At 55.0% G+C, this 20,578-nt stretch carries 17 protein-coding genes and 1 other RNA gene; 3 read left to right on the top strand and 15 right to left on the bottom strand.

Going from position 1 to position 20,578, the window contains the following annotated elements; all coding sequences use genetic code 11:
* The first annotated feature begins 153 nt into the window (after positions 1 to 153).
* Complete coding sequence (locus tag RAL90_RS09050) at positions 154 to 2,235, top strand: M13 family metallopeptidase (protein ID WP_306249794.1); 2,082 nt, start codon at positions 154 to 156, stop codon at positions 2,233 to 2,235.
* 53 nt (positions 2,236 to 2,288) lie between these two features.
* Here RAL90_RS09050 and ftsA read toward each other — a convergent pair whose 3' ends face one another.
* The 15 genes from ftsA to rnpB form a co-directional block, all read right to left on the bottom strand.
* On the bottom strand, positions 2,289 to 3,605 hold the full coding sequence (gene ftsA, locus RAL90_RS09055) for a cell division protein FtsA (RefSeq protein ID WP_306249796.1): 1,317 nt from the start codon (positions 3,603 to 3,605) through the stop codon (positions 2,289 to 2,291).
* 13 nt (positions 3,606 to 3,618) lie between these two features.
* Positions 3,619 to 4,425 carry a cell division protein FtsQ/DivIB gene (locus tag RAL90_RS09060; RefSeq protein WP_306249798.1) on the bottom strand — a complete coding sequence of 269 codons (807 nt, stop codon included), beginning with the start codon at positions 4,423 to 4,425 and terminating at the stop codon, positions 3,619 to 3,621.
* 59 nt (positions 4,426 to 4,484) lie between these two features.
* A complete protein-coding gene (locus RAL90_RS09065; RefSeq protein ID WP_306249800.1) occupies positions 4,485 to 5,408 on the bottom strand; it encodes a D-alanine--D-alanine ligase in 924 nt (307 codons plus the stop codon).
* Positions 5,409 to 5,459: 51 nt separating this feature from the next.
* The gene (murB, locus tag RAL90_RS09070; RefSeq protein ID WP_306249802.1) at positions 5,460 to 6,377 is read right to left on the bottom strand and encodes a UDP-N-acetylmuramate dehydrogenase; all 918 of its coding nucleotides are present in this window, start codon (positions 6,375 to 6,377) and stop codon (positions 5,460 to 5,462) included.
* Positions 6,378 to 6,385: 8 nt separating this feature from the next.
* Positions 6,386 to 7,783 (bottom strand): UDP-N-acetylmuramate--L-alanine ligase, encoded by a 1,398-nt coding sequence (gene murC / locus RAL90_RS09075; RefSeq protein ID WP_372340460.1) that lies wholly within the window; start codon positions 7,781 to 7,783, stop codon positions 6,386 to 6,388.
* Positions 7,784 to 7,829: 46 nt separating this feature from the next.
* Positions 7,830 to 8,939 carry an undecaprenyldiphospho-muramoylpentapeptide beta-N-acetylglucosaminyltransferase gene (gene murG / locus RAL90_RS09080; RefSeq protein ID WP_306249806.1) on the bottom strand — a complete coding sequence of 370 codons (1,110 nt, stop codon included), beginning with the start codon at positions 8,937 to 8,939 and terminating at the stop codon, positions 7,830 to 7,832.
* On the bottom strand, positions 8,936 to 10,099 hold the full coding sequence (locus RAL90_RS09085) for an FtsW/RodA/SpoVE family cell cycle protein (protein WP_306249808.1): 1,164 nt from the start codon (positions 10,097 to 10,099) through the stop codon (positions 8,936 to 8,938). The genes murG and RAL90_RS09085 overlap by 4 nt, the downstream gene beginning before the upstream one ends.
* Before the next feature lie 166 nt (positions 10,100 to 10,265).
* A complete protein-coding gene (gene mraY, locus RAL90_RS09090; protein WP_306249810.1) occupies positions 10,266 to 11,381 on the bottom strand; it encodes a phospho-N-acetylmuramoyl-pentapeptide-transferase in 1,116 nt (371 codons plus the stop codon).
* Positions 11,382 to 11,387: 6 nt separating this feature from the next.
* Positions 11,388 to 12,836, bottom strand: a complete 1,449-nt coding sequence (murF, locus tag RAL90_RS09095; RefSeq protein WP_306249812.1) for a UDP-N-acetylmuramoyl-tripeptide--D-alanyl-D-alanine ligase — start codon at positions 12,834 to 12,836, stop codon at positions 11,388 to 11,390.
* A 22-nt stretch (positions 12,837 to 12,858) separates the two neighbouring features.
* The gene (locus tag RAL90_RS09100) at positions 12,859 to 14,289 is read right to left on the bottom strand and encodes a UDP-N-acetylmuramoyl-L-alanyl-D-glutamate--2,6-diaminopimelate ligase (protein WP_306249814.1); all 1,431 of its coding nucleotides are present in this window, start codon (positions 14,287 to 14,289) and stop codon (positions 12,859 to 12,861) included.
* Positions 14,286 to 16,142 (bottom strand): penicillin-binding protein 2, encoded by a 1,857-nt coding sequence (locus RAL90_RS09105; protein WP_306249816.1) that lies wholly within the window; start codon positions 16,140 to 16,142, stop codon positions 14,286 to 14,288. Before RAL90_RS09105 ends, RAL90_RS09100 begins: the two co-directional genes overlap by 4 nt.
* Positions 16,143 to 16,155: 13 nt before the next feature.
* Positions 16,156 to 16,530: a hypothetical protein gene (locus tag RAL90_RS09110; protein ID WP_306249818.1), complete on the bottom strand. Its 375-nt coding sequence runs from the start codon at positions 16,528 to 16,530 to the stop codon at positions 16,156 to 16,158.
* 6 nt (positions 16,531 to 16,536) lie between these two features.
* Complete coding sequence (gene rsmH / locus RAL90_RS09115) at positions 16,537 to 17,577, bottom strand: 16S rRNA (cytosine(1402)-N(4))-methyltransferase RsmH (RefSeq protein ID WP_306249820.1); 1,041 nt, start codon at positions 17,575 to 17,577, stop codon at positions 16,537 to 16,539.
* Positions 17,570 to 18,103, bottom strand: a complete 534-nt coding sequence (locus tag RAL90_RS09120; RefSeq protein WP_306249822.1) for a division/cell wall cluster transcriptional repressor MraZ — start codon at positions 18,101 to 18,103, stop codon at positions 17,570 to 17,572. Before RAL90_RS09120 ends, rsmH begins: the two co-directional genes overlap by 8 nt.
* Before the next feature lie 160 nt (positions 18,104 to 18,263).
* An RNA gene (rnpB, locus tag RAL90_RS09125) (RNase P RNA component class A) lies at positions 18,264 to 18,626 on the bottom strand.
* Positions 18,627 to 18,912: 286 nt separating this feature from the next.
* Here rnpB and RAL90_RS09130 point away from each other — a divergent pair.
* Entirely contained in the window at positions 18,913 to 19,209 is a 297-nt protein-coding gene (locus RAL90_RS09130; protein ID WP_372340379.1) for a DUF1153 domain-containing protein, read from the top strand.
* Positions 19,210 to 19,362: 153 nt separating this feature from the next.
* Positions 19,363 to 20,517, top strand: a complete 1,155-nt coding sequence (locus RAL90_RS09135; protein WP_306249824.1) for a hypothetical protein — start codon at positions 19,363 to 19,365, stop codon at positions 20,515 to 20,517.
* Positions 20,518 to 20,578: the final 61 nt, after the last annotated feature.

Here is a 20,578-nt window from a genome sequence, read left to right on the forward strand (position 1 = left end):
GGGCCCGAGACTATATCCGGTCACCCTGCCAGCTCCTTCAAGGACACATAAAAGTGTTAACAGCGCTTAACTTGCGGAAATTACTGGATTCTTTCTATATGTTAACCGATTCGGGCTAATGCCCGTCGAGGGAAAAACCAAGGGAGTTTACTCATGAAAAATCTATTGCTGTGCGGTGCTGCCGCACTCGCGCTGGCTGCTTGTGGCGCAGAAAACGCAACCGATACATCCTACGAACAGGATCAATCCTCACCAACCCAAAGCGCAGAAGCGGCACCAGCGAGTGCAGAGCTTGGCGACTGGGGCATCAAGCTGGCTGATATGAAGCAGGATGTCGCCCCTGGCGATGACTTCTTCCGGCATGTGAACGGCAAGTGGTTGGACACTTTTGAAATCCCTGCCGAGTTCTCGAACTACGGTTCATTCACCGTGCTGTTTGAACGCTCGGAAGCTCGCGTTAAACAGATTATCGAAGATTCCGCTGCAGAGAACGCTGCCAAAGGCACTGTGAAACAGCAGATCGGGGATTTCTATGCAAGCTTCCTCGACACCGATGCGATCAATGAAAGAGGTCTCTCCGTTGTCGAGGCTGATTTTGCGAAAATCGACGCGCTGGAAACACATGAAGACGTGGCGCGCGCTTTCGCGGATGTAGAACTGGGCGTCAGCGCGCCTTTCTCCGCCTTCGTCAATGTCGATTCCAAACAGCCTGACCGCTACATCACTTATATCGGCCAGTCCGGTCTCGGCCTGCCGAACAAAAATTATTATTTCGACGATAATTTTGCCGACAAGCGTGCTGCCTATGAGGTTTTCCTGTCAGACCTCATGGCTCTCGCTGGTGAAGAAAATACTGAAGAACGTGCCGCCGCAGTCTATGCGCTTGAAGAAGCTCTGGCGGAAGTACACTGGGAACCAGCGAAACGCCGCAACCGTGACCTAACATATAATCTGTACACCATTGATGAGTTACAGGAGTATGCAGGCGGCTTCCCGTGGAAGCAGATGATGACAGTTGTCGGCCTTGCTGACGAAACAGAATTCGTGCTGCGCGAAAATGACGCCGTGAAGGGAGCAGGCGACGTATTCCGTAACACTCCCGTGAATGTGTGGCAGGATTATTTCAAGGTTCACTATCTCTTCAGTAACGCCAGCGTTCTGCCGGCAGAGATTGACGAGCGCACATTCGCTTTCTTCGGCAAGGAGCTGCGCGGTGTGCCAGAGCAACGTGAGCGCTGGAAGCGCGGTGTTGCTGCGGTTAACGGCACGCTGGGTGAAGCTGTTGGTCAGGTCTATGTGGATGAATATTTCCCGCCTGAATCCAAAGCCAAGATGGAAGAGCTGGTTGATAATCTCAAAAAAGCCTTCCGAATTCGCCTGGAAAATCTCGACTGGATGAGCGAAGAAACCAAGCTGGAAGCTTACGACAAGCTTGATGCCTTCAATACCAAGATCGGCTATCCGGACAAGTGGACTGACTATTCAGAGCTTGAGGTCGTTGCCGGTGATGCTTTTGGCAACAACAAGCGTGCGACCGTCTGGGGCTGGAAAGACATGATTTCCAAACTTGGTGGACCGATCGACAAGAGCGAATGGTTCATGAACCCACAGACCGTGAAAGCGTATTACAACCCGCCAATGAACGAAATCGTTTTCCCGGCAGCCATACTGCAAGCGCCATTCTTTGATCCCAATGCGGATGATGCTGTTAATTATGGCGGTATTGGTGCCGTGATTGGGCATGAAATCGGCCACGGATTTGACGACCAGGGTCGCAAATCAGACGGCACGGGCATGTTGCGTGACTGGTGGACCGCAGAGGATGCCGCACGCTTCCAAGAGCGGGCAGACAAACTCGGTGCACAATACGCGCAGTTCTCACCTGTTGAGGGCATGTTCGTGAATCCAATACTGACCATGGGTGAAAATATCGGCGATCTTGGTGGTGTCACCATGGCCTATGACGCCTACAAGCTATCGCTTGAGGGAGATGAAGCGCCTGTACTTGACGGATATACTGGCGATCAGCGCTTCTTCATGGCCTGGGCACAAGTCTGGAAACGCAAATATCGCGAAGATGAGTTGCGGAACCGTCTGTCTACAGATTCTCATTCGCCATCAGAGTATCGGACTAACGGTGTCGTCCGGAATATGGACGCCTGGTATGACGCATTTGGCATCAGCCCGGAGGACGATCTCTATCTGCCTCCCGAGGACAGGGTTCAAATCTGGTAAGGGATCAACCTGAAGAACAGAAAAGCCGCTTCTATCAGGGAGCGGCTTTTTTATCAGAAATGGTCACGCAGCCAGCCAGCCGCCTTGAACAGGGGATTACTGCTTTGATGTGTTGCCGGATGCGGCGTTCTGGAAACATCCGAGAAGCTGGACGCGGCAAAGCGCCGGAATGTGGGCTGCGTATTATTACGCAGGTTAGCCACATGGCGTATCATACCGGCGCATACGGAAAATGCGGCCCCGCTCACAGCCTCCGGCGCTCCAAACAAATTCAGCGGGCGCCCCACTCGAACCTTCCCTCCCCGGGTTGCTTCAATCAGTTCAGATAGGCCCTGTAGCTGACTGCCACCGCCTGTAAGAACAACACGACTGAACTGATCGGGGTCAAGACCGGCAGCACGCACCTTGCCAGCGACAAGACGCAGAATTTCTTCGACTCGCGGCCCGATAACTTCTGCAAGTTCTGCCACTGACAACGGGCGATCAGCCATGCCAGGCGAGACCCCGACAGACCGCGTTTCATCACCGGGCGAACAGAAACTTGTTCCATAAAGTGTTTTTGCTCTTTCCGCCGATGCCAGATCAAAGCCGCAAACTTTCGCAATGTCCCGCGTGATATGATCGCTGCCAAGGGCAACTGCACCAGTCAGCACCAGAGAATTATCATTATACAATGTAAAGCCAGTCAGCTTTGCCCCAATATCAAGACAGATCGACCCGAGAGATTTCTCTTCCTCCTGCAGGACAGCCATAGACGCCGCATAAGGCGCAGCAATGAAACTGTCAGGCTTGATGCGACAATGCTCAAGACAATTCTCCAGATTGGCAATCGCCGTCTGTGAAGCAGCAATACTGAGCATGTATGCCGTCAGATTATCGCCAGAGAGGCCGAGCGGGTTTGCAATCCCCTCATGCCCGTCAATCATGTAGCCGGAGGGTGAGAGATGCAAAGCGTGGCTTTTTTCAGATGCGGCAAGGCGCGCACCCTGCCTGTGGCAGTCCTGAAGGTCTTCATCCAGCACAGCCTGCCCCTCCAGGCACAGATCAACAGCAATGCGCTTGCTGACGATATGCCGGCCAGATACGGCCACGTGCCAAGCCGAGGGCACCCTGCCAGCCATGCTCTGTGCCTTGGCGACAGTCTCTTTGACCATTCTGGCTCTATCAAGCCCTGTCAATCCGCCATCGCCAGCCGGGACGCTACCCTGATGCCCGACGCCAATAACCTCCGCATCCTGTCCGTCAATAGCATCATCTACCAGTTCAGCGATGAAGCAGGACACTTTCGATGCGCCTATATCCAGTACACCAATGGTAGAATGCTCTGATGCTGCATACCTTCTGAATGAAGGGAATGATCCGTATTTCATGATGTCTTCCGTCTCAGGATTTTGGGTCGTAATAGACCGTGTCTTTATTCCGCAAATCGAGATATTCGAGAGCGGCAGACAAATCCTCTGACTGCGCATCAAGCTCGTAAAGCTCTTTCAGAGCTTTCTCAAAGTCATCTTCAGGTAACTTCACAACGAAATTATCCCGAAAAACCAGATCCCATCGGCGGTTACCCTGTTCCTTCAGAGCAGCAATTCTTGCCGACAAACCCGGATATAGGGCAAGGTGAGCCAATATCTTACTTGCCCGTGTTGGATCATCAGTATTTATCACCAGCGGTAAGCCGGTATATTGATGACTGCCAACTCTTGTAATGACCGCGCCCTCGCGGTCAATCAATAATAACTCTCCCTGCCCGTCAGGCTGCCACAGCGCAGAGGGAATACGTTCACTGATGGATACATGCAACGTGTCTGGCCACAGCCGGGTAATGGAAGCGTGCTTCACCCAGCCAATATCCTCAATACGCTGACGTGTATCACGTAAATTTACATGCAACAGGGAACGCCCCAGTGCCTGACCTTCTTCCCGGTCATAGAGAGCAGAAATAATATCCTGATCACGGGTCTGGACGCCCCCCTTAAGAGATATGCGCGTCACTTCAAACCCGGCCAGGCGCGCTGTTTCAACAGAAAGGTTGTTCAGGCGTGTGCCAATGTTAAAAAAATATCCCCCGGCAAAGAGCATCAGCACCAGAATGATAACACAGCCGGTAATGCTCACTGCCGTATAAGTCAGCAGCACACGCAAGGCACGCTGGGCAAAATTGTCCAACATGGCACCTGTCGTCTCCAGCATCCCGCGGTCTTTTTTAGAACCTCGCGATACACGGCTGTTTTTACTGTTCTTTTTGCCGCTCACCTTCGGCATGACGCATCTCCAATCATCCAGTCGACAAGCTCAGTGAAACTGATCCCCCTGGCGAGGGCCTGTTCCGGAGCCAGTGACGTGGGTGTCAGGCCCGGCTGAGTGTTGATCTCCAAGATGAACAGTCCGTTAACACCGCGTGATTCATCATAACGAAAATCCGTTCTGGTCAGTCCCCGGCAGCCGACCAGCTGGTGCGTGCGCAGGGCCATTTCCCTGCAAGCCTCAGCAATATCTGCAGACAGCTGCGCAGGCACTACATGGGATGATCCGCCATCTGCATATTTGGCTTCATAATCGTAAAAATCCTTGTGAGGGACGATTTCCGTCACCTCCAGCGCCCTGTCGCCCATAACTGCGACGGTTAACTCGCGCCCCGGAATATACGCCTCGATGAGCACGCCGGCAGCAAGGTCTTCATCGGAGCCGATTAGGCTGTGGAGCGGGCGATTATCGCCATCACGCAGGATGTGAATATTCACTGAGGAGCCAGAAGCGTTCGGCTTTATCACCAGGGGGGGCATCAGGTTGAGACGGTCAAACTCAGCACGGGATCGAATGAGCGCGCCATCCGGGACGGGCAGTCCATCAGATTTCAGGAGTTGCTTCGTGCGCTCCTTGTCCATTGCCAGAGAAGAAGCGAGCACACCCGAATGGGTGTAGGGCATACCAAGAACTTCGAGCAGGCCCTGCACGCAGCCATCTTCCCCCCACTCACCGTGCAACCCGTTAAAGACAAGATCGGGCTTCACCGCAAGGAGCTGTGCGGCAAGGTCGCGCGTGGCGTCAATTTCCTCGACCTCATGCCCCAGTTCACGCAAGGCGTCCGCCGCGGCCTTGCCGGAGACGAGACTGACCTCTCTTTCGGGTGACCAGCCGCCTTTCAAAACAGCAATTTTCTGCGACTTCTTCATGCGACTGTTCTTCCGTCGTAATACCTGAACAACAGGTAAATATCTCGCGTTTCAGGCAGAGACCGCTTGCCCGATGCGCTTTATCTCCCACTGAAGATCAACGCCCGTTTCGCGCAGCACGTCTGCCCGCACGGACTCCCCGAGGTTTTCCAGATCAGCGGCGGTTGCCTGCCCTCTGTTGATGAGAAAATTACAATGCTGCGGCGAGACCTGTGCATCCCCGATAATCCGCCCGCGCGCGCCCACACTGTCAATCAATTGCCAGGACGACTTGCTACCGGACACATCAGGATCAGGGTTCTTAAAGGTGGAGCCTCCAGTACGCTCACGAATGGGCTGGGAGTCTTCGCGTTTCTGCATGATTTCTTTCATGCGCTGGTTGATTTCCTCCGGCGCGCCTTCATGACCGCGATAGGTCGCCTCAATGAAAATCAACTCATCCGGTACGGCAGAGCGCCGATAGGTGAAACCCATATCATGGTTGTTGAAGACGTGCTTTTTTCCGCGCCGGTCGAGAGCCGTTGCCTCGATCAGAATATCTTTCGTCTCCGCCCCATAGGCACCAGCGTTCATGCGCAGGGCACCGCCGATTGATCCCGGTATGCCGCGATAAAATTCAAGGCCGGCAATACCAGCTGCCGCTGCCCGCTTGGCAACAGTTGCATCTAGCGCAGCTGCACCGGCCTGCACCTCAAGGCCATCGGTTTCAACTTTTGCAAACGGCGCCCCAAGGCGCAGCACAACGCCGGGCAATCCGCCGTCCCGGACCAGGAGATTGGAGCCGACACCAAGCGGATAGATGGGTATATCCGCCGGCAGCTTCGCCAGAAACACGGTAAGATCATCCACATCTGCCGGCATGACAATGACCTCCGCCGGGCCACCAACCCGGAACCAGGTGATGTCTGCGAGGTGGGCATCGTAAATATATTTGCCACGTATTTCGGGGAGTTGATCCTGTATCCGCATTTCTGTCTCTATACTGATGCCAGTTGGCCCGCCAGTTTCCCGGCATATCTGGTGATGTCACCTGCCCCGAGAAAAACGACATAATCACCGGGAGAAGCCTTGGCTTTGATCAAGGCGGGCAGGTCTGCCCAGTCTTCAAGGCCGACAACATCCTTGTGGCCATGGCTGGCAATGCCCGCAACAAGTGTCTGCTTGTTGACATTCTCTATCGGTGCCTCGCCTGCCTTGAACACGTCGGTAATCAGCACACTGTCTGCATCATTGAAGCACGTGCAGAAATCATCAAAGAGGTCGCGCAGTCTTGTATATCGGTGCGGTTGTGCGATCGCGATCACGCGCCCGCTGCAAACACTGCGCGCTGCCTTGAGAACGGCTTCAATCTCAACCGGGTGGTGGCCATAATCATCAATGATCGTGACGCCGTTATAATCACCTGTTTTGGTGAAACGACGCTTCACGCCATCAAAATTGGCAAACCCTGTTTTGATCTGCTCGGCAGATGCGCCAAGCTCCCGCGCGACAATACTGGCGGCCAGGGCATTCAGCACATTGTGAATTCCAGGCATGGGCAGCTTGACATCATCAATGCGCAGTTCTTCCTGCCCACGTTTCCGGAAGATAATACTGAAATGAGACTGGCCATCAGCATACGTGATATTCTCGGCTCTAACATCTGCCTGCGGGTTTGTACCGTAGGTGACAAGACGTCTGTCCGTGACGCGCCCGACCAGCGCCTGCACTTCAGGATGGTCCAAACAGACCACACCAAAACCGTAAAAGGGCGTATTCTCGATAAACTGATCGAATGCCTGCCTGAGCGTATCAAAGTCGCCATAATGGTCGAGATGTTCCGGGTCGATATTCGTGATGACCCCAACTGTGATGGGCAGGCGGATGAAGGTACCGTCGCTTTCATCAGCCTCTACCACCATCCAGTCGCCTTCTCCGACCCTGGCATTGGTATCCCAGGCGTTGATAACGCCCCCGTTGATAACGGTTGGGTCCAGGCCGGCTGCATCCATCAGGGCCGCGATCATGGAGGTGGTTGTGGTCTTGCCATGCGTACCGGCAATACAGACGTTCCATTTGAGGCGCATCAGCTCTGCAAGCATGTCGGCACGCTTGACCACAGGAATGTGCTTGGCTCGCGCCACAGCAACTTCCGGGTTGTCGCGGCCGATCGCCGTGGAAATTACGACCGCATCAACGCCCTGAACATTATCCTCAGAATGACCAATGGAAATCTGGATCCCCTTGGCCCGCAGGCGCTGCACATTCGGGCTTTCCGCCAGATCGCTGCCCTGCACCCTGTAGCCAAGGTTATGCATGACTTCAGCAATGCCACTCATCCCGATACCGCCAATACCGACAAAGTGAATGCCGCGCATGTCGAATGGCATCCGGATATTGATTTTTGCAGCATCACTCATGATACGGACCTTTACTCATACTTTACGTAACCGCGGGGTTTACAAGAGACACGATGTGGTCAGCCAGTCGTGCCGTTGCATTATCAGGGGCAACCGTCAGCGCCTTCTGTGCCATTTGAGCCAGCATAGCCGGACGGGTCAAGAGTTCCGACAGGTAGACTTGCAGGCTGTCAGGCGTGAAGTTTGCTTCCTGCAGCACCCTGGCTGCACCGCATTCTTCCAGAACACTGGCATTGCCGCTTTGATGATCATCCATCGCAATGGCAAGTGGCACCAATATGGCAGGCCTGCCCACCGTCGCAATTTCAGTAACAGAAGATGCCCCTGCACGGCTTATAATGAGGTGCGCCCGCGCCAGACGCTCGGGCATATCAGAGAAGAAGGACTGCAAGTCAGCCGCTACCCCGATCTCGTCATATATCGCTTTGACTGTATCTAGCTCGTCATCGCGCACTTGTTGGGTGACCCTGAGGCGGGCGCGCAATGCCTGCGGTAACTGGCGTATGGCTTCAGGCACAACACGGCTGAACAGTGCCGCGCCTTGAGAGCCGCCAAAGATGAACAGATCAATCTGGCTGTATTCTGCCGGGGCCACATAGGCCGCGGCGGCACATTGCATCACAGCATCGCGCACCGGGTTTCCCAGTTGCAGAAGACTGCCGGTTCGGTTCTCCGGCAAGCGCGTCAACTGCGGAAAGGCATGTGCCACGAAATCGGCTTTTGGCGCGACCAGACGATTGACGCGCCCAAGCACTGCATTTTGTTCGTGTACGCCATGGGGTATTTTGCGCAGTCTTGCTGCCAACATGGCCGGGGCAGAAGGATACCCCCCAAAGCCGACCATGATATCAGGCTTGTGTACGCCAATTACTTTCACAGCCTGACTGACAGCCCGCATCAGGGAAAACCCGGCAGCCGTTTTTGCCTTCAGGCCGCTTGCGCTGGGGTTTGCAGCTGGCAGCTCATGCAGAATATCGGCAGGGAATGTCTCACCATATCGCATTCCGCGGTTGTCCGTGAACAGAAGGACACGCCAGTCACGGCGCTTCATTTCCTGCGCCAGCGCCTCAGCCGGGAACATATGCCCTCCCGTACCTCCGGCAGCCAGCCCGATCAATTTGCCTTCACTCACGGCATAACCTCTTTTCGTCTGAGCGCGGGGGACTGTTTGCGCGTTAATGCCAGTATCAGGCCCACCGTGATTGCCGTCGCCAATAATGATGACCCACCATAGGAAATAAACGGCAGCGTCATACCCTTTGCTGGCAGGACGCGCAAACTGACCCCAATATTGACAATCGCCTGAAATCCAATCTGGGCAGCAAGGCCGCAAATGGCACATTGCATGAAAATACTGCTTTTCAGTGCCGCCAGTTGAAAAGCACGAAACACGAAGCAGGCGTAAATCGCCAGTATGACAATACACAGGAAGAAGCCAAACTCCTCCCCGGCAACAGCAAAAATGAAATCCGTATGCGCATCAGGCAGCTGATATTTTATCTCCGTATCCGGGTTGCCTAGCAGCCCGCCGCTGGACAATGCCTGCACCGCCGTATCAACCTGATAGGTGTCTCCCGTCTCGGGTCTCAGAAAATGGTCTATGCGCCGGGAAACATGCGGGGCGTAGAGATAGCCAAGAGAGGCCGCCGAAACCGCCACACAACCCAGAACCGCCATCCACAGCCAGCTCCAGCCCGCGATAAAAAACATCATGGCCCAGACGGCTGTAATCAGCAGCCACTGGCCGTAATCCGGTTGCAACAACAACAGCATGGCCAGAACGCCATAACAGCCCATGGCAATAAGTCCGCCATGAAAAGACCTGTCCCTCGCCCCTTCGGCGACCAGCCAGGCTGCAGTGACCACAAAACCGGTCTTGGCAAACTCCGAGGGCTGCAAGCTGAAAGAACCAAACGTCAGCCACCTGTGCGCGCCGTTTATCTCCGGACCGAAAAGCAGCGCCATCAAGACAAAAAATACCGCCCCACCAAACAACAGAACGCCGAGCCTTCGGGCATAAAGCGGAGACAATATGGAGATGCCCAGTAACAGCACCATAGAAGGCCCGAGAAAGATGAGCTGGCGCTCAATAAAATGATAGCTGTTCGAGATGCCAAGGCGCATGGCGGTCGCCGGGCTGGCAGCAAAACAGAGCACAATGCCGATCAGGATCAACGCACCCGTACAGTAAATCAGGCTGCGATCTACGGACCACCACCAGTCCCTGACAAATCGTCGCACGGAAAAATCACTCTCATCCAGTGTGAATACGCGCCTGTACAAACTATCCATGCCGTTTCATGCTCCTCAAATGAGGCGACTGGCAGACCAACACTGCCCTATTCGCCACAAAAGTGCAGCCCTTTGCACAATCGCAACAGAAAGCCCCTCATAGGCAGGGAATTTATTAGTGATTGGTTAATGATGTCTGACGAGCCGCGACGCGGCGAACACCTTATCAGCGCAGTTTCAACGTACTCAGGCCAATCAGGGCGAGGATAACCGCGATGATCCAGAAGCGAATGACGATCGTCGGCTCTTTCCAGCCCATCTGTTCAAAATGGTGATGGATGGGCGCCATCCGGAATACGCGCTTTCCTGTCAGCTTGAAGGAAGCAACCTGCATCATGACTGACAGCCCTTCCAGCACGAAAAGTCCACCGATGATTGCCAGGACAATCTCATGCTTGGCCGCTACAGCGACAGAGCCGATGGCCCCGCCCAGTGAAAGCGACCCTGTGTCACCCATAAAAATCATGGCTGGTGGTGCGTTGAACCAGAGGAAACCAAGGCCCGCCCCGATAATCGCCCCGCAGATGATTGCCAGCTCTCCGGCACCCGGTACGAACACAATCTGGAGATAATCAGCGTAAATGGCATTCCCCGTCAGATAGGAAATCAACAGATAGCTGGCAGCCGCAATCATCACCGGGACGATTGCCAGACCATCAAGACCATCTGTCAGGTTCACGGTATTGGAAGCCCCCACAATAACGAAAGCCGCAAACGGAATGAAGAAAATACCCAGTGGCAGGAACCAGTCCTTGAAGAATGGCAGTGGCACAGAGGTTTCGATATTACTCGGCAGATCAACAGTTTCTGCCGCCGAACCCAGCACGCGCACACAGATCCAGGCTGCAAACAGGGCGACAGCAAATTGGAAAATCAACTTGCCACGCCCGACAACGCCTGCAGTGTTCTGCTTTGTCACCTTGAGATAGTCATCCATAAACCCAAGCAGGCCAAACGCAGCGGTTACACCCAGCACGACCCAGACATAAGGATTATCGAGCCGCGCCCAGAGCAACACGGAGACGATCAGGCTGATCAGGATCATCACGCCGCCCATTGTCGGCGTCCCCTTTTTTTCAATAATATGGCTCTTGGGGCCATCTTCCCGGATCGGCTGTCCCTTGCCCTGCTTCTTGCGCATCCAGTTAATCAGGGATGGCCCTATCACAAAGCAGATCAGCAGGGCTGTCATGACAGCGCCGCCTGTTCGGAAGGTCAGGTAACGGAAGACGTTGAATATCTGCAGCTGATCCGCGAGTGGCACAAATATTTCGTATAACATAAATCTTTATCCTGAGGCCGTTGCCCTGTTCTGCAATTCCTTGACCAAAGCAGAGACTTTTGACGCGTTGGAGCCCTTGGCCATCACGACATCCCCCGCCTGGATGTCCCGAGAAACAGCATCGGCAAGGCCAATAGCCTGCTCTGCCCAATCGCCGCGCATGGTCGAAGGTAAAGCGTTAAGCACAGGTCGCATCTCATTACCAGCAGCATAGACCTTATCAATGCCGGCATCTTCCAGAACCGGCGCCAGTTCCAGATGAAAGGCCGCGCTCTGGCTGCCCAGCTCCTTCATCTCCCCCAACACAACAATTTTTCGGCCCGGCACATCCTGTTGAGCCAGAGACCGGATGGCCGCGGCCATTGACGCCGGGTTGGCATTATAACTCTCGTCAATCAGAGTGAAAGTGCGCGCCTGCAAGGACAACACCTGCGGCAAGCCGCGCCCTTCAACCGGGGCAAGCCCGGCGAGTGCCTCCATGGCCGCAGACCGGTCACCACCGGCATGATCTACAGCAGCAAGAACGGCCATGGCATTCATGGCCTGATGTTCTCCCTGAAGGCCCAGTCTGAAATGATGCGTCTCACCTGATATGCTGACAGAAATGTCCATACCTTCATCACCCCGACTATTTATGTCGAGGAGGCGGTAGTCAGCTTCCGGATGACTGCCGAATGAGACAATTTTTTGCGTGGCCCCGGCGGGGTTATTGTCCCTGACCCTGGCCTTGAGCAGATCATAGAACTCATTGTCGCGCGGCAATATCGCGACACCGCTTTTGCGCAATCCGGCAAATATCTCGGCTTTTGCCTCAGCGATGCCAGTCATATTGTCAAAAAATTCTAGATGCGCTGCAGCTACGGTCGTGACGATGGCAATGTGTGGTCGAACAAGGCGGGTCAACGGTGTGATCTCGCCTGCGTGGTTCATGCCGATTTCAAACACACCAAAGGCTGTATCATTCGGCAATTCTGCAAGGGTCAGCGGCACGCCAAGATGATTATTGAAACTGCGCTCTGCTGCGTGAACCTTGCCAGACGGAACAAGCGCTGCCCGGAGCATTTCCTTTGTACTGGTTTTACCGGCGCTGCCGGTGACAGCAATCATCTGCCCAAAGCAACGATCCCGGGCGGCTGCCGCGAGAGCCTCAAGGCCGGTCAGGGTGTCATTCACCAGCAAAAGCGGTGCGCCATCGGGCGTATCCTGTGGGGCCTTGGAGACAAGCGCGGCAGACGCACCCGCCTTGAAAGCATTGCGAATGAAATCGTGCCCGTCGCGGGCATCTTTCAGGGCGACAAAAATTTCACCGGGACGGATAGTCCGTGTATCTATGGAAATGCCGCGGGCACTCCATGATTCCTCGGGAAGTTCTGCGCCGTCACCGCCGCCACGAACGCACAGCATACCGCCTGTTGCAGCGGCAGCCTCATAGGCTGTCCATAAGTTGTGATTCATAAATCTTTCTCCCAAGCATGTATTACCCCGTAAGATCCCGCGCCACGTCAGCATCGTTAAACGGCATTGTTATTGTCCCGACAGTCTGACCCGTTTCATGCCCCTTACCCGCGATCAGCAAAATGTCTCCCGGTGCCAGCCTCTCCAGACCTGATGCGATTGCTTCCCGGCGATCAGCAACTTCTATCGCCTGCGGGCAACCTTGCATGACCTCCGCCCTGATCGTGGCGGGGTCTTCCGTTCGGGGATTGTCATCGGTCACGATCACTTCATCTGCGAGCGCGGCTGCCGCAGTCCCCATCTGCGGCCGCTTGACCTTGTCCCGGTCACCGCCTGCGCCGATAATGATGATCACTTTTCCAGTCGTGTGGGGACGAATAGCTTTCAGCGCTGTCTCGATTGCATCAGGTGTATGCGCATAGTCCACATAAACACCGGCTGTATCATGTCCGATCTTTTTATCGGCAATATGTTCCATGCGCCCAGGGGCGCCGTTAAGGCGTTCCAACAAAGGCATGACCTGACTGATGTCATGGCCACTGGCAACAGCGACGCCAGCAGCAACAAGCGCGTTTTCGGCCTGAAAATATCCGACCAGCGGCAGTTTCAGAGTATATTCTTTGCCCTCTGCCACAAGGCTGACCTGCTGGCCGTCCGGCAATGGTGAGGTATCAAGCAGACGTATATCCTGCCCCTGACGCCCCACACTCATCAACCTGCGGCCTGCTTGCCTGACAAGCTCGGCAACGCGCGGACTTTCGGCACCATCCATATTGATAACAGCCGTATGCCCTTCTGGCAGAAGCTCTGTGAACAGACGAGCCTTTGCGGCAAAATAGTCTTCAAAGTCCGGGTGATAATCGAGATGATCCCGCGTAATATTTGTAAAGGCCGCAACCGAGAATTTAACGCCATCAGCGCGATATTGTGACAGGCCATGGCTGGACACTTCCATGGCCAGGTGCGTTGTCCCCAGGGTTGCCATGGTGGAAAGCACCTGATGAATTTCCACAGGGTCTGGCGTCGTATGGCGCAGTGTATATTCATATCCGTCAGCAAATGCCCCAAGAGTCCCGAGACTGCCCGCCTTATGTCCCAGCATTGACCATAATTGCTGACAGAAGCGTGCGATTGATGTCTTGCCGTTCGTACCTGTAATCCCGACTGTCATCTCGGGCTGGCCAGCGTGAAACCGCGCTGCCAGTTGCGCCAGTAACAGTCTTGGCTCCGCAGTGCTCAGGAGCGGGATTGATGCCTGCGTGTCAGGCTCTGCGATAATCGCAACCGCACCGTTGTTCTCCGCCTGAGGAATATATTCCCTGCCATCAACTACTGTTCCGGCTAAAGCTGCGAAAATAAAACCCGGCTTTATCTGACGCGAATCTGCGCTAATGCCTGCAATCTCGGCATCCCCTGCCCCGACCGGTAAGTTAACAAGATCACTTAGCTTCACGGGCCCAACTCCGCCAATAACTTTGCCACCTGATCGGGATGCACATCAGCCCCCTGCGCCATTGCCTCTCTTGGTGCCAATGCCAGTCGCATTTCCTGTTTTTCGCGAAAAGCAGACATAAATTGGGCGAAGGCAAGATCATCTGCAACGGGTTGCAGGCCCAGCAAAGGTGCAGACCTGGAGACTATTCTTTGAAATGCCGGGGCAGCCACAACGCCGGCGGTCGCATACCCGTATGTTTCCGCTGTTGGCTGTGGCTCATCAAAAGAGACGAGCACGACGTATCTTGGATCATAGCCCGGAAAGGCACCAATGAAGCTTGAAAGGCGCTCATCCTTTTTGTAGCCACCATAAGGAGAGGGTTTATCCGCCGTAGCTGTCTTGCCGATAACATAATAGCCGGGCACATCTGCGTTACGCCCTGTGCCGTCAGTTATGACCCGGCGCAGCATTAACCGCATTGTGGCGCTTGTATCAGCAGAAAACAGAGCTGTCCTGCTCTGCGGCGCAGACGGGTCACGCTTCAGAAAAGTTGGCTGGATATAGTCACCGCCGTTAATCACAGCCCCGACTGCCGCCGTCAGCTGTAATGGTGTAACGGCAATGCCATGGCCGTATGAAATAGTCGCCATTTCAACCTCCCCCCACTGGGCAGGCAGCAATGGTGCACGCTGTTCTGGTAATTCCGTCACGAGCGGTGAGGTCATACCAAGGGCCTTGAGATAGATAGCCAGCGTGTCCGCTCCCAGATCAAGGGCAATGCGCGCCATACCGATATTGGATGAGTGCTGCATCACCTCTGTCAGCGTCATGAAACCACCCTTCGGGTGATAATCAGATATGGTTCGGTTACGCACTTTCAGGGGGTGGCGAACGTCATATAGTCTGGTTGTGTCAGTCACCCCTGCTTCGAGCGCGCTCGCAGCAGTCAAAATCTTGAAGGCAGACCCAAGCTCATAGACATCATACATGGCGCGGTTGCGCCAACTCGAGACATGGCTCTCGCCCGGCTCATTGGGATTATATTCAGGCAGGCTGGCCAGCGCGATAATTTCGCCGGAGGTCACATCCATGACAATACCCCACGCCGCCTTGGCGGAGAATGTGGTAGACGTGCGCCATAATTCTTCTTCAAGAATTTGCTGCACTCTGATGTCCAGTGACGAAACGAGCGGTCCTTCCGCCGTATGCAAATCGACAACCTTTTCAAGCCCGGCAGCGCCGCCACGACCGGGCACCGTGTATCCCAGCACATGCGCGGCCTGCGCGCCCTGTGGGTAAACCCTTTTCACGCTGGTCACGAATTCGACGCCAGGCAGACCGAACGCAGCAAGTTTCTGATACTGGTCTTCAGACAAATTCTCGGTAAGCGGTATATATTTTTTTTGCTCCAGTCGCTCGCGCAAACTGTCCTCATTAAGTTTCGGAAAAACGGCTGTCAGCTTTCGGGCGGTTTCTTCCAGATCCCACACATCGCGTGTCGTCACCCCTGCGCCCACCACTTCCTGATTCATCGCAAGACGGTTGAGGTTTCGATCAACGATCAGGGGGCGTTCAGTCGCAGCAACTGGTGCAGACTGAGTGCGCGCATGTCTTGCTTCTGCTGTTCCGAGTACGGTCAGGTCTGCCAGCCGTAAAGACAGACCGAAAAACACAGCCAGAAACGCCGCCATGCATAACCAGATTCGGCCGCGCATCCGGCTCACCTGAACCTGCTCCCGACTTCTGACGCTCGCACGACAATGAACCGGCAAAGACGCAGCAGCGCCTGCTTCACCCAATCCTGAAAACTGAGTTTCGTGCAGAATGCGCGCGCTAGGCTTTTTCTTCTGGCCGATAAATGGCAGCTTCATTGTCACGTCTTACCTATCTCAACTTCTGAAAATCCGCCATCGCGATGGCATCAACGATAAAGTCATTCTTGCGTGCTGGCGCCAGCGTTCCAGCATCAGGCAGGTCCAGCCTCAGTAAAGACGCGAATTCCTCTGCCGTGTGTAACTGGTCAGAATGAACAGGCGCAAGAACCAGTCTTTGTGCAGATAAACGCGCCAGCCTTTCAGCTGACTCCAGCACTTCAACCTGCAGGTCAAGCTGACTGATGGCAGCCTCTTCTTCAGCAATGCGTTGTTCAACACTTTGTATTTCGGCTTTCTGAGCTCGCACCCCGGCTTCCGCCTGGTATCGCCCGGCAGCTGCAGCTGCAAGAAGAAGACAAAAGAAAATCGTGGCAAAACGTATCATAGCGGATCAACTCCAGTTTCTCAGGGCAGTGGAAAAGACAGGTTGAGGCAGGCCAATGCTGCGCAGAAAGTCTGGCCCCGCATCCCCTGCAACAGCATCGGTTCGCAACGCAGCGCGCAGCTTGGCAGACCGAGCACGCGGGTTTGTCTGCACTTCCTGATCGGAAGCCGTGACTGGCCGACGTGACAAAAGCGAAAAAGTAGGCTTCGGGCTATTCAGGGAAATATCAGGCATATGCCTCGATCCCGGCTGTTGAAGTGCACTTCGTTGCGCCAGAAAGCGTTTGACAACCCGGTCTTCCAGAGAATGAAAGGTCACCACGGCAAGTCTGCCAGCATCCACAAGAACACGTTCGGCAGCGAGCAGGCCTTTTGCCAGTTGCCCGAGTTCATCATTCACAAAAATGCGGATCGCCTGAAAAATGCGCGTAGCAGGATGAATTTTCTCCCGCCCCTGCGGACCAAGGACATGCTCGAGAATATCTCTCAACTGGCCGGTGGTACTGATCGGGTTATCCTGGCGCACACGCACGATCTCCCTGGCAGCAATCCGTGACTTCTTTTCTTCACCATAGATGTAGAAAATGTCAGCCAGATCTTTTTCGTCCGCCTTGTTCAGCAACTCTGTAGCATCAAGCGTGCTTTGCTGATCCATGCGCATGTTCAGCGGGCCGTCATGGCGAAAGGAAAAACCGCGCGCACCTTCATCCAGCTGTAGCGATGAGACACCAAGGTCCATGACAACACCATGCACTTGCGCCACATCAAGAGCGGCAAGCGCTGTCGCCATCTCGGCAAATGGCCGCTGCACAATATGCAACCTGTCGGCATATTCATGAGACCACACCTCCGCCGCTTTTGTCGCAGCGGGGTCTCTGTCAAAGGCGATGACCTGACAGTCGGTATGGTCAAGCATCATTCTGGTATAACCGCCGCCGCCCATTGTGGCGTCGACATAGGTTTCGCCTGCCTTGAGGGCCAGTGCCTCCACAGCCTCCTGCGCAAGCACGGGTAAATGGCCAAACTCTCGCGAATGCCGGTCAGTCATTATGACCTCCCCAGCCTGAGAAGCTCGGCAAGCTGCGCCCGCGCATAATGTCAGGATTGGCCGCAGCTGCTGCATCGGCCAGAGACAGCACATGCTGGTGCTTGTCCGGCGTCATGATCTGAAAACGCGCGCCGATGCCCACGACGGCGGCGGCGGCGGTAAGCCCGGCATAGTCGCGCAAGGTTTTGGGCAGGCTGATACGCCCTGTTTCATCAAAGGCGAGCGTCTGGATGCGCGAGAGAACCGCGACTTCCAGCGCCTCACGGGCCTCGTCCAGCACGTCATGATTGGCAATGGACTTCATCAGGATGTTGAGAAGGTCAGGCCCGCCACACTCGATGACCTGACGATTGAAAGCCGGGAAGCAGTATAACAGCGCATCCTTCTGGCCATTTTGCAGCGCAGATCTGAATTGGGCCGGTATGGAAAGCCGTCCCTTACCGTCGATCTTGTTATCATGCGCCCCCAAAAAGCGGGTGCTGAAACTTGATCGCTGGATGTCCTCTATTTCCATGGCCTGTGCCATCCCTCTCCCGATCAGAACAGCGAAACAGGCGAAATCGTTTCGCACAAGCTGATTGGATAAATTTGGGATACCATGGGAATTTATGTCTCGTCAACGATAAATGACCTGATGACACGGCCCTTTGCCTGGAGACCGCCATGCTCAAAACGTCGGAAAAAGCGGTGTCAGATGGCCTGTAAGCCGGGTTCTGTTTCCTGTTGGAAGATGATCATTCATCTGGGACAATGCTTACGCATTACCTCCAGCAACCAACCCGGACAGGCAGGCCTGAAAACCGGCCCCCGCGCGAGGCGGCCCCTGTCCCTATTCGGTTTTGCTCCAGGCGGGGCTTGCCATGCCATCAACATTGCTGCTGACGCGGTGCGCTCTTACCGCACCTTTTCACCCTTACCCGTCGAAACGGGCGGTTCGCTCTCTGTGGCGCTATCCCTCGGCTCACGCCGGCCGGGCGTTACCCGGCACCTTGTTTCCATGGAGCCCGGACTTTCCTCGACGTTGCCGCCGCGACCATCCGGCCATCTGACCATTAGGCATGTCGGATTTCAGGCCCAAAAGGTCAAGCAAAGAACTGTCACAGCGTTACCGGGCCTGGTTTTTACCGTGCCAGTTTTGTCGGGCAAATCGGGCCTGTGCCTGTGCCATAGCGGCAATGCGTACCAGCACGGCACAGAAAAGCCCTTGAAAAAACAAGTTTATTCAATGGGTTATGAAAAGATTTACCCTGTCACTTAGCCGTTTTTTTACAGCCCAAGTGTAGATTGTGTTCTGTAGAAGACACTTCCCGGAGTTGTGTAAGGGAGAAGTAGAGTATGGTGAACGTGGGTAACAATAAATCAATGGGTCTCGTCAAGCGAGAGCCTTATGTCATCGGGCCGGATGGGACGGCCCTGACGTTAAAGGATCTGCCGCCGACAAGCACGAAACGCTGGGTGATCCGGCGCAAGGCTGAAGTCGTTGCCGCAGTACGTGGTGGTTTGCTGAGCCTTGAACAGGCCTGTGAGCGATATTCCCTGACCGAGGAAGAATATGCCGCCTGGGAAAAGGGTATTGAAAAGCATGGTATGCAAGGTTTGCGCGCCACGCGTATTCAGCAATATCGCTCCTGATTCCGCCTGATTGCCGGGCTTTAAGCACCTGCTTCACCGCAGGTGTACCGGCTTTATGGAAATTTCCCGTGCTTAAACGCGCGTCGCAACTTCACAAAGGCGCGCCCAGGCGTTATCACACCATATTGGGCTAACCGGGATTCTGGGTCCTTTATGAGTTTTCAGACGTTTACTGCCTCTTCGCTGGAAGAAGCCAAACAGGTCATGCGCGCCGCGCTTGGCGCTGATGCTGTGATTCTGGCGAGCAAGAAGCGCCCGGATGGCAAGGTGGAAATCCGTGCCATCAAGAAAGGCGTACCTCTTTTTGAAGGCGAAGGCCCTGCCAATTTTGCCAAACCAGCAATAGCAGCAAAACCAGCCTCGTCTCTGGCGAGCCGGACACGCGCCGGCAAGGAAGCCCCGCAGCGCAGTAGAAGTGTGGAAGGCTCTGGTCTGCACGCCCGTGTGGAGCGTTCTGCGTCAAGCTCTGCCCTCAGCCGGCTCAAAGGTGATTTCAGCAACAAACTGCAGGGCAACCGCGCCGACACGGCTGATCCTGTACAAAAAGAGCTGACCGAGAAACTGCAGCCGCAAGGCATAAGCCCACAGCTTATCAAGGCGCTGGCCGTGGAGGCGCGCAACGCCCCCGGCAAGGACCTGCCGGCGATGCTGGAATATGCTTTCTCGCGCGTCCTGAGGTTCGCACCGCTAACCCTATCCAAAGATGTGCCAATCATGCTGATGGGCCAGACAGGTGCAGGCAAGACATCTTCAGCGGCAAAACTGGCAGCGCGTGCAGCCGGTATGGGAGCAAGAGCTGCGTTCCTGTGCGCTGATATTGGCCGCGCAGGGGCGCTCGACCAGATGACAACTTATGCCGAGGCGCTGGATACGCGCTTCTGGCCGATTGAAGACCCGCAGGATGTCTCTGATATCATGCGCAATGAAAAGCCCGAGGATATTCTCATCCTCGACACGCCCGGCGTCAGCCCCTTTGCTCCGGCTGATATCATCGCCATGGAAGCCTTCCGGGACTCTCTTCAGGCAGAACCACTGCTGGTGCTGCCAGCGAGCGGTGACATGCACGAGCATATCGACTGGGCAAATGCCTTCCGGGATATTGGTGTGCGGCGCTGCATTATTACCAAGTTTGATACATCACGCCGTATCGGGGCCGCTGTGAGCGCCGCTTTTGAGAGCAACCTTGCCCTCGCCCATTTTTCTGAAGCGCCGTTCATTGCTGATGGCCTGATTGATGCGAACCCGGCCTATCTGGCACACCGCCTGCTGATGAAAGACCCGGCACGGATTGGCGCCAGCATCGCCTGAAAAAAAGGGACCCGAAGGGGTCCCTTGAAGTTCAACCGTTTCACGCTACAAAACTCTGCTT

It is taken from the genome of Parvularcula sp. IMCC14364, assembly GCF_030758415.1.
Taxonomy (GTDB): Bacteria; Pseudomonadota; Alphaproteobacteria; order Caulobacterales; family Parvularculaceae; genus Aquisalinus.